This window comes from Cutibacterium modestum (assembly GCF_008326345.1).
Lineage (GTDB): Bacteria > Actinomycetota > Actinomycetes > Propionibacteriales > Propionibacteriaceae > Cutibacterium > Cutibacterium modestum.
Genome location: NZ_BJEN01000002.1, coordinates 346,315 through 358,745, shown reverse-complemented (window position 1 = coordinate 358,745; position 12,431 = coordinate 346,315). Strand labels below are relative to the sequence as shown.

Genomic DNA, 12,431 nt, shown 5'->3' with positions numbered 1-12,431 from the left:
TTAGGCTGAGATCACCACATTCATCACGCGGAGGCATCCCATGGCAGACAAGCTCCCGGTTGGCGACACGATCGACAACCTCAAGACGGACGGCCAAAAGTTCGTCCAGGACTCCAAGGCCTTGGTGACGGCGGAGATCAAGCCTGCCGCCAAGCACGCCGGGATTGGTGCCGGCATGTTCGGAGGCGCTGGTTACTTCGGCATTGTCGGCGCACTGTTGCTGTGGCTGTGCGGCGCCTTTGCCTTCTCCCTCATGTGGCAGCGCATTGGCGACTGGAGCATCCTGCTCTCATTAATCGTCGGTTTTGCGACGATGGCTGTCGTCTTGTTCATCCTGGCTGGCATCCTCGCCCTGATCGGCAAGGGGCAGATCTCTCAGGTCAAGGCCCCGACCGGCGTCGTCGAGGAGGCTAAGTCGACCCTTGAGGCTGTCAAGTCGGCTATCGCCCGCGGCAAGTACAACGCCACCGCCCGCAGCAGCATCGACGCCAACGAAGCTCCTTCCCATGCCGCTCCGGTGGCCCCTGACGCCGCATCCGCTCCTCGCCGCGCTAGCGATGGGGCCACAGCCGCCCGCTGAGCTAAACGTTGCAGCTCTCACAACGCTGTGGGGGCCGTTGCACATTACCTAGCCTCAAAGCGTGCCTCCCAGCAGGCGTTGAGCGCCTAGATATTCCTCTGGGATCTCCACCATGCGCTCCCGATCCCACGACCGAGACCATCCGCCGTAATCCAACAAAGCGTCAAGGACGTGAGCGGTGAATCCCCATACGAATAGGTCGGGCAAGACGAAGGCCGGACCACGATACCCCGAGGGGTGACGCGTGGTGGCACGAGCCGACGGATTTGCCAGATCAGCCAGCCTGACGCGTTGCACCAGGGCCACCTCAGCGGGGTCGACAACTCCGACTGTCCCCGCCCCGCCCCAGGTGGCGACAACGGTGGTGACATCAGAGCTGCTGGCAGCCACGTGGGCAGTCGGCAACGTCCCTCTGACGGTGACGAGACGTTCGTCTAACCCCACTTCCTCGTGAGCCTCCCGCAGGGCGGTATCGACGATCGTCTGGTCGGTGTCCTCAGCCCGACCTCCGGGTAAAGCTACCTGGCCGGCATGGTGACGCAAGGACAGCGGCCGTCGCGTCAGGACGATGTTGTTGCCTGCCTCGCTAACAAGGGCTAACACAGCCGAGGACCGTCCTCCGCCAGGTCGTCGTCCCACGGAGAAATCAGGGTCGTCATGGCCGAGACTTGCGATGAGGGTACTCAGGTGACTCATGGCGTTCTCTCAATGGCCTTGTCAATGGCAGAATTAAGCTCCTGTTGGGAGCGCCACTGGCCACTGTGGCGGGTAACGATGGTTCCGTCGCGCACAATGAAGGTGACGGGAACTCCATTAATCTGCCAAGCGCCTCGGATAGTGCTGTCAGGATCCTGAAGGTGGGGGAACGTCAAACCCGCATCTCCCGCAAACGAGATGGCCTCGGATGCGTCAGATTCGGCATAGTCGATGCCGAGAAAGTGCACCCTGTCGTGGTACCTGCGGTACGCGTCGGCAATGAGTGGAGCCTCACTACGGCATGGTCGACACCATGACGCCCAGATCGTCACGGCGGTCACGCCCTTCAACGTCGCCCGGGACATGGAGATCGTCGGTCCCTCGCCCAGGCATTGCAAGCCGTGATCGGGCATCGGCTGACCCTCCGCGGCCGTGCCGGAACTTTTCGCAATTGGCCCCGACGGCAGATGAGAGCACCCCGGTATCCCCGCATTCTCGCGCTGATTAGCCATGTCCGCATCTTCCCCGCAGCCAGCAAATATGATGGCGGCCATCACTGCGCCGAGAACTTTCATCCCCGTCATCGACGCGGCTCCCGGACGAGTACGGCGGCTTTCTCGGGATCCGTCGGACCTTCCCCGAATGAGGGACACCACTCAGCGACCGGGCACACCCCACAGGCGGGACGGCGGGAATGACAGCTCCGCCGCCCGTGCCAGATCAGGCGGTGGCATAACATCACCCACTCGGAAGGGTCGAAAAGCTCAGCAAGGTCGACTTCCACCTTGGCGGGGGTCGTCGCGTCGGTCCAGCCGAGGCGACGAGATACCCGCATGACATGGGTGTCCGGAGTAATTCCGGGGACGCCGTAGGCATTACCTAACACGACATTGGCGGTTTTACGGCCTACTCCGGGCAGAGTCACGAGCGAGTCAAGATCGTCGGGGACGACGCCATCGAAGTCGTCAACGAGCTGTGTGGCCATCGACACCAGGCGCTCGGCTCGGGTGGGTCCGAATCCCAGCGGGGCCACTACTGCCTCAACCTCACCGACGTCGGCATCAGCGAGTGTCTGGGTGTCAGGCCAACGGTTGAACAACGTGGGGGTGACGGTATTGACCCGCCGATCCGTCGTCTGGGCCGACAACACTGTAGCAACAAGTAATTGGTATGGACCATCGTAATGCAGCTCACAGCAAGCGTCCGGATAGGCTTTGGCAAGGACTGATACCACCTTGTTGGCACAGGCTCGGCAGCCTTCCCGACGAGGTCGTGATGCGGTAAAGGATGCTGCCATGAGCCTAAGCATAGGAGGAGAATCAGGGCCCGGTGTCGTCACAGAATGTGACACCTGCCACAATGTAGGCACATGCTCGGCCATGAATGGCCGAACGATGCAGGTGCTCTTGAGGGGAGATGTTCGGATGGCAAATGTGGTGGCAACGGCGGCGACCCAACCGTTCCTCGCAGCTCTCGGCCCCGCCTCGGCTGCCCGAATCATGGCCATGTGCGAGACCTTGGTCTGCCCGCGAAATACGGTGATCTTCGAGGCCGGAGATCTGGCTGACAACCTGTACCTCGTCGTCGAGGGAAAGGTGAAGCTCACTCGCTCCACAACAGCTGAAGACCTCACTCCTCGCGACTCCCTGTTATGGCTTATGGGCCCCGGTGACATGTTCGGGGAGCTATCACTGGTTGACGGCGGCACCCGTTCCACGACGGCCACCACTCTCACCCGCTGCAGCCTGCTCAAAGCTCCGGGGGCGCAGATGCGCGAGCTCGTTGAAAGCCGTCACGACGTCGCCCTGGCTATGTTGGGACGCCTGTCGGAGCGCCTGCGTCGAGCCGACGACAACACCGCCCATTTCGTCTCCGGTGATGTCCCAAGTCGGCTGGCGTACACCCTGCTCGACCTGGCACGACGCTTCGGCACCGCGAACCCGTCAACGGGACACATCGTAGTGCGTCATGACCTTACTCAGCATGAGCTCGCCCAGGCCGTCGGCTCCTCACGGGAGACCGTCAACAAGGCGCTGACTGACTTCGCCGCTCGCGGATGGCTCGTGGCACGACCCAAGGTCATCACCATCATGGAGCCGGGGAAACTGGCCGCGCGGGCCAACTGAGTTCGCCGCATCTCGTACCCATAAGGCACTCGAACCCGCAAGAACAAGGCCAGGCGTTAACACCTGGCCCACAAGCTCTGTTTTAAATACTTCTGTTTTAAAGGTGGAATCGCATCGTTTTGGAATCGGCGCGATCAGACTTCGACGGTCAACTCGACCTCGACGGCTGATCCGAGCGGCAATGTAGCCACCCCAACGGCGCTGCGAGCGTGATGGCCATGCTCACCAAAAACTTGGCCAAGCAATTGAGAGGCACCGTTAGCAACCCCAGCCTGACCAGTGAAGTCTGGAGCGGAGTTGACGAAGACGACCACCCGGACGACCCGCTTGATGGCATCCAACCCACCGGCAACATCAGCTGCGGCTGCGATGGCATTGAGGGTAGCGGTGCGAGCGGCCTCAGCGGCCTGCTCAGCGGAGATAGCGTCTCCTACCTTGCCGACGGCAGTCAGCTCACCGTCAACAAGCGGTAGCTGTCCGGAGGTAAGAATCTGCGATCCCGCTTGGATGGCTGGCACGTAGTCGGCGACCGGAGCCGCGACCGGAGGAAGAGCAATCCCCAGTTCGGCACACCTCGTTGTGGCACTCATCGGGACTGCTCCTGGTCAGGCAGTGGACGTTTGAAGTAGCCCACTAGCGACTCAGGGTTGGGGCCGGGAACGATCTGGACAAGTTCCCAACCGTCCGCTCCAAAATTGTTGAGGATCTGCTGCGAGGTGTGCACCAGAATCGGTGCCGTGAAGTACTCCCATCGGGTCATGACTTCACCTTAGCCGTTTTCGCCATGGTTCCTTGACCGGCAAGCAGCACGTCACGCCAACTCGTCACGTCTGGACGCTCACGCAGTAGACGTCGCCTCTCACGCTCGGTCATGCCGCCCCAGACGCCCCATTCAAGCCGGTTATCCAGGGCCTCAGCAAGGCATTCCGGGCGGACGCGGCAGTCAGCACAGATGCGCCGAGCTCGGCGTTGCTCTTTCCCGTCCGGGAAGAGGGCATCTGCCATACCGCGGCAATTTGCCTGGAGTGTCCAATCGTCAGCTTCACTGCTTCCCACAAATTTCACGTTACGCGATACAGATGCCTTTCGACAAGGGATGAAACACCCAAACCGGCTGCACAGTGGGCGAAACCGTGGTATCGCTCACAGCTGCACCTAGCGTTATCCCACGGACACCACGGCCACTATCGGTTGGGGAATCGCAGGTGTACTGGACGTATCGCCCACACGGTTCTTGACGACTTCGCACACGTCCCGGCAGCACGCATCTGTGCCATCGCGTCAAGGTCGGCCGCGTGCCGATGCCTTCGCCGATCTGGTTACCCAGAACCTCAATTGCCCCCGCCCGGACGGTCACGATCCGTATGTCGACATGATCGCCAACCCCGCCGTTGACGTCGTTTACGTAGCAACCCCGCACCCTCAGCATCGCCCAATTGCTCTAGCTGCGATCGAGGCCGGAAAAACCTTTTCCGTCGAGAATTCCTTCACCGCAACCTCCCTTGCCACCACCGAAATAGCTGAGGATGCCCGGGCCAAAAGATCTTTGCAATGGAAAAGAGGTGGACCCGCTCCTTACCCGTCGTCACCGAGATGATCGACACCGTCAATGGTGGCGCGATCAGCGAGCAAACAGATGCCCAGGGAGATTTGTTCGCCCTACGCGGGACCCCTAGGACCGTCTCTTCTCCCCCGCGCTAGGTGGTGGAGCGGCCCTCGACTTCGGCGTCTACGCCCTCGACTTCACCATTCATCTCTTTGGAGAGCCCACCGAGGTCATTGCCCGTGGCAACCACTTCCCCAACGGAGTGGACTCCGACGCTTCGATGCTGCTGACCTTCCCCAGGAACAAATTCGCCACACCGGCCATCTCGTTCACCTCCGAAGGTCCGGGACGCATGACCATTCAGGGCACTGACGGCTGGATCGAGGTTGGGCCGAGGTTCCATCACCCCAGCCGTATCCTCTATTCACCGCCGCGGGGGCATCCCGGAGGTCCACAGTACCCTCGCTTTGGGGCGCGGCTACGCTCTACGAACTCATTGAGGTCTGCGAATGTCTGCGAGCCCGACGCACCGAGAGCCTGACGATGCCACTCGACAACACCCTGGCGGTGGCCAGGACGATTTCTCGGGTCCTCGACCAGCTCGGCGTGGAAAATTACGACGACGCTGAGTTTCCCAAGGATTCGGGTGATCTCTGCCTTGACGGTGGCAACCGACAGATATTCCTGCTCGGAAATCTGCGAGTTGGTCAACCCCTGTCCAACGGCCAGGGCCACTGCACGCTCACGCTCGGTGAACTGTTCCAGAAGCCGACGAGCACTGGCCGTTGTTTTGGTAGCACTGTCGGTCCTAGCCGGCACAGCCATTAACGCCTCCGCGACCCTCACCGAGGCCAAGTGGAAGGCACTGCTCGCCTCCACCGCCGCCACCCTCATTTACGTCCTCGTCGGCTTCGCTCTGGGTCTGGCTTTCCTGAACGCACCCGCTGCGATCGTCGTCACGCTGGTCGTCCCGACGACAGTCCTACCCCCGACCGCCCTCGTCAAGCAGCTTCACCCCAACCATCCCGTGGATCAATTACCTGCAAGCAGGGGCGCCACTGACCGCCGGGAGTATTCACGGCGTCGAATGGGGTCGTCTAGCTACCAGCACCGCGCTGTGCGTCGTCCTACCGATCATCATTGGGCTGTGGCGTCAGCACGTGCGCGAGCCGTAAATCAAATACACCCTCGATGTCCAGTCATTTTGACCGAGTACTCACGGTCAAAATGACTGGACTTCAACTCATGCCTTCTCAATCCTCACAGCTAAGCCGAGGTCCGCGTCACGGAACCACTTGTCGTCAGCTTCTCCGCGGCTGACTGTGGTGGCGAGCACCTCGCCGGCGATCTCGTCGAGATGCTCGCCAACGGCCTTGACGAGATCTCCGTCGGCCTGCCAGGACAGGTTAATCCGGTCGGAGACGTCAAGCCCAGCCTTCTTGCGGCTGTCCTGAATAAAACGGATGACCTCACGGGCCTGCCCGGCACGAGCCAACTCGGGGGTGATCTCCAGGTCGAGGGCCACCGTCTCGCCCTGTTCGTTGATGACGCTCCAGCCTTCTCGAGGATGCTCGGAGACGATCACGTCGTCAACGGTCACGACGGCCTTACCTCCCTCGACCTCTGGTACCCCCAACTCGACGGACCCATTGGTGGCCAGTTCAGAGGCAAGCCACTCGGGATCGGCAGCAGCAATAGCGGCTGCTACCTTCGGAGTGGCTTTAGCATACTTCTTGCCGAGGGCCCGGAAGTTACCCTTCGCGCAATGATCGACGAGGTCGCCAGCCGCAGTAAAAGAATCCAGGGCCATGACGTTCAGCTCGGACCGGATCTCAGCCTGCAAATCCTCGTCCAGTTTAGCCAAAGCAGCACCGGAGATGAGGGCACGAGACAAAGGCTGACGGATCTTGACCTTAGCCTCTGCACGGGCACCGCGTCCTAGTTCGACGATGCGTCGGGCCAGGTCCATCGATTCGGACAGGGACTCGTCGATGACCGAGTCGTCGGCCACCGGCCAGCTCGCCAAATGGACCGATTCCGGGCCCTCCGGATCCGTCGTCACGAAGAGGTCCTGCCAGACCCGTTCGGTGATGAACGGAACTACCGGAGCCATCAGCTTAGTAAGGGTCTCGAGGGTCTCGTGGAGGGTCCACAAGGCGTTTTGATCGCCGTCCCAAAAGCGACGACGGGAGCGGCGCACATACCAGTTAGACAGCTCGTCGACGAACTGGGCGATGAGGTTGCCGACACGCTGGGTGTCGAAATTGTTCAATGCCTCGGTGACATCGCGCACCAGCACGTTGGTGGCGCTGACGAGCCAGCGATCCAGCACGTGGCGCTGTGCTACAGCGAGGGGGACAACCCCCCCGGACCCCCTCGAATCCACAGCGGGGGGGACAACCCCCCCGAGCTCCTTCACGGGGACGGCATCACGCTGCAGACCTGTGTCGGGGGACCACCTATTGGCGCGGGCGTACAGGGCCTGGAAGCTCACGGTATTCCAGTACGTCAATAGGACCTTGCGGACCGTCTCCTGAATGGTCTCGTCACCGACGCGCCGCGCACTCCACGGGGATCCGTCGGCGGCCATAAACCAACGCACGGCATCGGCACCGTGCTTGTCCATCAGCGGGATAGGCAACAGGATATTGCCTAGGTGTTTGCTCATCTTGCGCCCATCCTCCGCGAGGATGTGGCCCAGGCACAGCACGTTGCGATACGAGGACTCGTCAAACACCAGGGTTCCGACAGCCATCATGGTGTAAAACCAGCCACGGGTCTGATCGATGGCCTCACAGATGAAGTCACCCGGGTAGTGAGACTCGAATTTCTCCTTCGAGCCTGGCACATGCGGGTATCCCCACTGCGCAAAGGGCATCGAACCCGAATCGAGCCAAGCATCAGCCACCTCGGGTACCCGGTGATAGGTATGGCCATCCCGAGTGAACGTCACCTCGTCAATGAATGGACGGTGCGGATCCATTCCGGTGAGATCACGCCCAGCGTACTGGGACAATTCGGCCAAAGACTCCACACAGATGATGTCGGAGCGGTCGTCGTCGTTGCGCCATAACGGCAACGGAGTACCCCAGTAGCGCGACCGGCTGACGGCCCAGTCGATGTTGTTTTCAAGCCAGTCGCCAAAACGGCCATGCTTGATCGTGTCAGGATACCACGTGGTGCCCTCGTTTTGCTCCAGTAGGCGTTCCTTAACCTTCGTGGTGCGGATGTACCACGAAGGCTGGGCATAGTAAATCAAGTGGGTATCGCATCGCCAGCAGTGCGGGTAGGAGTGCCAGTGCATCTCCAGGCGGAAGAGGACTCCGCGCCTATCGAGGTCCTCGCACAATGGCTTGTCGGCGGTTTTGAAGAACATCCCGCCCACCAGCGGCACGGACTCCTCGAAGGTACCATCGGGGCGAATCGGGTTGACCAACGGCAACCCGTAACGGCGGCAGGTCTGTAGGTCGTCGGCACCGAATGCCGGGGCCTGATGCACCAGCCCGGTGCCATCCTCAACGGTGACATAGTCGGCCAAGATGACGAAGTTAGCGTCGGCCGAGGTGGGACGTCCATCAACCGTCGTCCGCTCAGTTTTCGGCCACTCCAAGAAGTCGTACGGGCGCTCGTAGGTCCAAAATTCCATCTGCGAGCCCATGAAGGACTCGCCGGTAAGGCTCCATCCCTCACCCAGCACTTTTTCGAACAGCGGCTCGGCAATGACGAGGTCCTGGGAGGCCGGATCTGCTGGGGACGCAGTGGCGACGGCGTCGGAGCCCTCCGGAACCGGGTCCTGGTGGACGACGACGTAACGCACCTCGGGGTGGACGGCCACGGCAGTATTCGAGACGAGGGTCCACGGGGTGGTCGTCCACACCAGAAGCTTGGCGCGTCCCGCCAGCGGGCCCGACGTCACCGGGAATCGCACATAGATCGACGGGTCGTGGTCATCCTGGTAACCCTGGGCTAGCTCGTGGTCGGACAAAGTCGTGCCGCAGCGCGGGCAGTACGGGGCCACGCGATGGTCCTCACCGAGCAGCTCCTTCTCCCAGATCCGCTTGAGCCCCCACCACACCGACTCGACGTAGGACGGATCCATCGTCCAATACGCCTCGTCCATGTTGACCCAGTAGCCCATCCGTTCTGTGAGCTCGCTGAAGGCGTCAACGTGACGAGTGACCGACTCGCGGCATTTGGCGTTGAAGGGCTCAACGCCATACTTCTCAATGTCGGGCTTGCCAGAGAACCCTAGCTCTTTCTCGACGGCCAGTTCGACGGGCAGGCCGTGGCAGTCCCAACCGGCCTTGCGGTCGACGTGGAACCCCTGCATGGTCTTGAAGCGGGGAAAGATGTCCTTAAATACCCGGGCCTCGACGTGGTGGGTGCCGGGCTGTCCGTTGGCGGTCGGCGGCCCCTCAAAGAAGGTCCACGGCTGACCATCCTTGGTGGCTTCTAAAGTCTTGTCAAAAGTGTGCCGACGGGCCCATAGATCAATGATCTCGTGGTCCATCGCGGGCAGGTCAATCTGCGGCGGCACGTTGTTGTACTGCCTGCAGCCATCGGGGCGAGCTGGGTTCACATCGGTCATCGCAGTGGGTGGTCCTTCGTCTTGGGTCACCGAGGGACGAGTACACCGGATTCTCCGGAGACCCGCGGTACCACCCTCCTTGCACGACGTCGCCGACGCCGGCCTCTCGGTTCGTCGATCGCTGCCGGTTCTACTGAGGCAGTGTATGCACTCGCCTGTTCTTCCGGCGGCTCCGGGGTGATCGCCCCATCACTGCCTTGCGGTCGCATGCATCCTACTCCAACCGGAGCCAAGTGTGGCGGGCCTAGGAGGCTCTGGCGCGGTGACAACTACGTCGCTGTGCGGCACCGTTGCCACCACTGACGCCACAACTCACCATCACACACCGAAATGCCACACGACTCCACGAGGGACTTCCTACGGCCCACAGACGCTTGGTCGGGGCCCTCCTGTACCACAAGCCCCGGCAGCACTTACTTTCGGAACCGACAACGGACGCCTGGGAATGCCCTCACAACGATAGCCACGTGGAAATTCCGACAGGTCGTGGAGACGGTCCTAGACGCACGCCATAGGACCGTCGGAGCAAAAGACGCCACGCCGTCGCGACCCCACTGGCTTACCCACGACATCGAGAAATGCCTCCTCTGCTGCGCGAGGACATGCCCCACCACGTATCAGGAACTCATCGGTAGGTCCGTCACAGGCAATGCATCCCTTGTCCAGCAAAGAGCAGTACCTCATATATCCCCGCGATCCGCAGATCACCAAGGGGGGCCAATAATGAGGTGAGGCTGTTTATGGCACCACCGGTAGAAGCCACTAACAAGTACACGGCTGAGTATGTGGCCCCCGCCGAAGAGGGGCAACAACTAGATCCTCGACACCGTCATAGGTCATCAGCCCGGACCGGTGTCACACTCGTCAGTCACACTCTTGGACTCCCGAATCGTGCTTCACATTCCTCTCGCCGTAAGCAGCTTCTCGACGACCCGGGCCACTCCGTCGTCGGCATTCGACGGCGCCTGGTGCCGGGCCACTTCAAGCGCCGACGGCACCGCATTAGCCATCGCATAAGAGTCCCCTGCCCAGGCGAGCATCTCGACGTCGTTAGCCCCGTCACCAAAGGCCACCGTGTCCCCTTGGTCGATGCCCAGGTGATCACACAGCATTGACAGACCGGAGTCCTTGGTGACCCCCTTCGCGCTGATCTCCAGCATCGGTTTTCCTGAGGTGGTGACGTGCACCTCGTCAGCCATACCGACACTCGCGGCGCAGGCAGTGAGTTCCTCAATGGGCAAATCTGGATGGCGGGCGACCATCTTGAGGCAGTCCCCGTCAAGCACTTCTCCGAGCTCCAGGGCGGGCATCTCGGATGGCTCGCGGGAATGGTCAGCGAAAGTCGTCAGCTCTGCATAGCCGCGCTGAGAGGCGAAGGCGAAACCGTCGTCCTTGATCGTCAGGAAGCGGATGCCAGGAGCCGCAGCAAGGAGGCGATGAGCAAACTCATTCGCCACGGCTGCCGACATGAGCTGACGAAAAAGCACAGTGTGGGCCTGGAGGTCCCAACAAATAGCGCCGTTAGAGCATAGTGCCCAGCGGCCCAGCCCGTCACGCCATTTCTCAATGCCATAGATTTGCCGCGCAGTGACCGGCACCACCTGTACCCCTGCCTTCTTTGCGGCACGGATGGCATCGTAAGTACGAGGGCTGATGGTGCCATCAGGGGCCAAAAGGGTTCCGTCAAGGTCTGTTGCGATGAGCACACCGCAAGATTATCGAGATGCCAGCAGCTCCTCGACGACAACGGCGAAACCATCCTCGTCACAGGAAGGAGCACATCTGTCCGCGGCGGTGATCGCCTCCGGCTTGGCGCCGCCCATCGCATACGAGGTCCCGGCCCACTGCAACATCTCTACATCATTGGCCCCATCTCCCAAGGCAACGACGTCGGCACGGTCCTCTCCGAGGAGCTGGCAGATGCGTTCTAGACCGCTAGCCTTCGTCACGTCAACCGGTCCAGCCTCCGCCACTGTGAACCCGGCCCACGTGGCGTGAACCCCGGGCACCCGCAAACGCCTGGACAGCTGGTAGATGTCTGGGGCGGGCACCGTCGGGTGCACGATCATGAGCTTGACGGCCTCACTGGAACACAGTTCCTCACGACTGACGAGGACGTGCTCGGCAGGATCATTCTCGGACTCGAAAGCAGGGACGATGTCGTCATACCCCTCCTCAACGAGAAACACCGAGGAATCCCCGACCTCCGCACAGAACACGACCTCCGGAAGCTCGGCAGTGATGTGGTCAACGTAGGACTTCACAGTACGGGCCGACATCGTCTCGGTGAAGAGGGTCTCGCCGGTGGACATGTCTATCCCGACGGCACCGTTGCAAACCAGGGCATGCTGGTGAAAGACCGGCCCGATGATGCGCAGCCCACCAATAGCCCGGCCCGTTACCGGAACGACGCGAATCCCAGCTGCTTCGGCGGCCTCCACGGCAGCCCGGTTCCGGGGAGACACAGTGGCATCGGGGCTGAGGAAAGTTCCGTCGAGATCGGTCGCGATGAGCACCCCGCCACCCTACCGAGAAGTCAGGAATCCGTCCCCGTTTGGGTACCGTCGGTGACGGCGACCACAATAGTCGTGCAGGGCATTCCTGCACGGCGCAAGGAGGGTGTCAGATGGCGGAGAAGAGGCCGGGTGCTCGTGGCGGATCCGCGTCCCGAAACCATCCGCGACTCTGGCGCAACGACGACCCCATCCCACGAACTGCTGACGGCATCGACGCCCGCATTTTTCGTCCCGGCCAGGCTTCCGCCCAACCTGCTACCTCACCTCGACCGGGCGCCACCCCTCCCGAGCCCCCGATCGAGGAGGACGGCCCGACGCGAATGGCCTCGCTGCGCAATGTCTCGACGTCATGGCCCCTGACCCGCACTGGGACGATCTC

12 protein-coding genes and 2 pseudogenes are annotated in these 12,431 nt (G+C 61.6%); 4 read left to right on the top strand and 10 right to left on the bottom strand.

Going from position 1 to position 12,431, the window contains the following annotated elements; genetic code table 11:
* The first annotated feature begins 40 nt into the window (after positions 1-40).
* Entirely contained in the window at positions 41-580 is a 540-nt protein-coding gene (locus F1563_RS06185) for a phage holin family protein (protein ID WP_002529119.1), read from the top strand.
* Between the two features lie 54 nt (positions 581-634).
* Here the strand turns inward: F1563_RS06185 and F1563_RS06180 are convergent, their stop codons facing one another.
* From F1563_RS06180 to nth, 3 genes are all read right to left on the bottom strand, one after another.
* Positions 635-1,183: an NUDIX hydrolase gene (locus tag F1563_RS06180; protein WP_172623637.1), complete on the bottom strand. Its 549-nt coding sequence runs from the start codon at positions 1,181-1,183 to the stop codon at positions 635-637.
* A gap of 89 nt (positions 1,184-1,272) precedes the next feature.
* Complete coding sequence (locus F1563_RS06175) at positions 1,273-1,860, bottom strand: TlpA family protein disulfide reductase (protein WP_149302604.1); 588 nt, start codon at positions 1,858-1,860, stop codon at positions 1,273-1,275.
* Positions 1,857-2,585, bottom strand: coding sequence for an endonuclease III (gene nth / locus F1563_RS06170; protein ID WP_081414921.1), 729 nt, complete (start codon positions 2,583-2,585; stop codon positions 1,857-1,859). The genes F1563_RS06175 and nth overlap by 4 nt, the downstream gene beginning before the upstream one ends.
* An 85-nt stretch (positions 2,586-2,670) precedes the next feature.
* Here nth and F1563_RS06165 point away from each other — a divergent pair, with 85 nt between their 5' ends.
* Positions 2,671-3,402, top strand: a complete 732-nt coding sequence (locus F1563_RS06165; protein ID WP_172623636.1) for a Crp/Fnr family transcriptional regulator — start codon at positions 2,671-2,673, stop codon at positions 3,400-3,402.
* A 134-nt stretch (positions 3,403-3,536) separates the two neighbouring features.
* On the opposite strand, the gene F1563_RS06160 is transcribed toward F1563_RS06165, so the two are convergent.
* Genes F1563_RS06160 through F1563_RS06150 form a run of 3 tightly spaced genes read right to left on the bottom strand, consistent with a single transcriptional unit; the run spans position 3,537 to position 4,458 of the window.
* Entirely contained in the window at positions 3,537-3,992 is a 456-nt protein-coding gene (locus F1563_RS06160; RefSeq protein WP_002529124.1) for a RidA family protein, read from the bottom strand.
* A complete protein-coding gene (sp36, locus tag F1563_RS06155; protein WP_002529125.1) occupies positions 3,989-4,162 on the bottom strand; it encodes a Sp36 family protein in 174 nt (57 codons plus the stop codon). The genes F1563_RS06160 and sp36 overlap by 4 nt, the downstream gene beginning before the upstream one ends.
* Positions 4,159-4,458: a WhiB family transcriptional regulator gene (locus F1563_RS06150; RefSeq protein WP_081414922.1), complete on the bottom strand. Its 300-nt coding sequence runs from the start codon at positions 4,456-4,458 to the stop codon at positions 4,159-4,161. The genes sp36 and F1563_RS06150 overlap by 4 nt, the downstream gene beginning before the upstream one ends.
* 130 nt (positions 4,459-4,588) lie before the next feature.
* Here F1563_RS06150 and F1563_RS13585 point away from each other — a divergent pair.
* Positions 4,589-5,578, top strand: a pseudogene (locus F1563_RS13585) (Gfo/Idh/MocA family protein); the annotation flags it as partial.
* A gap of 51 nt (positions 5,579-5,629) precedes the next feature.
* On the opposite strand, the pseudogene F1563_RS14130 reads toward F1563_RS13585, so the two are convergent.
* Positions 5,630-5,683: pseudogene (locus F1563_RS14130) on the bottom strand (helix-turn-helix domain-containing protein); the annotation flags it as partial.
* Between the two features lie 16 nt (positions 5,684-5,699).
* Between F1563_RS14130 and F1563_RS14125 the strand changes: the two are divergent.
* Positions 5,700-6,179: a hypothetical protein gene (locus F1563_RS14125; RefSeq protein ID WP_227432004.1), complete on the top strand. Its 480-nt coding sequence runs from the start codon at positions 5,700-5,702 to the stop codon at positions 6,177-6,179.
* Between the two features lie 12 nt (positions 6,180-6,191).
* Here the strand turns inward: F1563_RS14125 and ileS are convergent, their stop codons facing one another.
* From ileS to F1563_RS06115, 3 genes are all read right to left on the bottom strand, one after another.
* Entirely contained in the window at positions 6,192-9,536 is a 3,345-nt protein-coding gene (gene ileS / locus F1563_RS06130) for an isoleucine--tRNA ligase (RefSeq protein WP_002529130.1), read from the bottom strand.
* An 896-nt stretch (positions 9,537-10,432) separates the two neighbouring features.
* Positions 10,433-11,242 carry a Cof-type HAD-IIB family hydrolase gene (locus F1563_RS06120; protein WP_002529132.1) on the bottom strand — a complete coding sequence of 270 codons (810 nt, stop codon included), beginning with the start codon at positions 11,240-11,242 and terminating at the stop codon, positions 10,433-10,435.
* 9 nt (positions 11,243-11,251) lie between these two features.
* On the bottom strand, positions 11,252-12,052 hold the full coding sequence (locus F1563_RS06115) for an HAD-IIB family hydrolase (protein ID WP_002546706.1): 801 nt from the start codon (positions 12,050-12,052) through the stop codon (positions 11,252-11,254).
* Positions 12,053-12,431: the final 379 nt, after the last annotated feature.

Excerpts from the sequence above, each read along its gene's own strand:
- F1563_RS06165 (WP_172623636.1), top strand. The coding sequence starts at position 2,671 with ATGCAGGTGCTCTTGAGGGGAGATGTTCGGATGGCAAATGTGGTGGCA.
- F1563_RS06160 (WP_002529124.1), bottom strand. The coding sequence starts at position 3,992 with ATGAGTGCCACAACGAGGTGTGCCGAACTGGGGATTGCTCTTCCTCCG.
- F1563_RS06185 (WP_002529119.1), top strand. The coding sequence starts at position 41 with ATGGCAGACAAGCTCCCGGTTGGCGACACGATCGACAACCTCAAGACG.
- ileS (WP_002529130.1), bottom strand. The coding sequence starts at position 9,536 with ATGACCGATGTGAACCCAGCTCGCCCCGATGGCTGCAGGCAGTACAAC.
- F1563_RS06175 (WP_149302604.1), bottom strand. The coding sequence starts at position 1,860 with ATGACGGGGATGAAAGTTCTCGGCGCAGTGATGGCCGCCATCATATTT.
- nth (WP_081414921.1), bottom strand. The coding sequence starts at position 2,585 with ATGCTTAGGCTCATGGCAGCATCCTTTACCGCATCACGACCTCGTCGG.
- sp36 (WP_002529125.1), bottom strand. The coding sequence starts at position 4,162 with ATGACCCGATGGGAGTACTTCACGGCACCGATTCTGGTGCACACCTCG.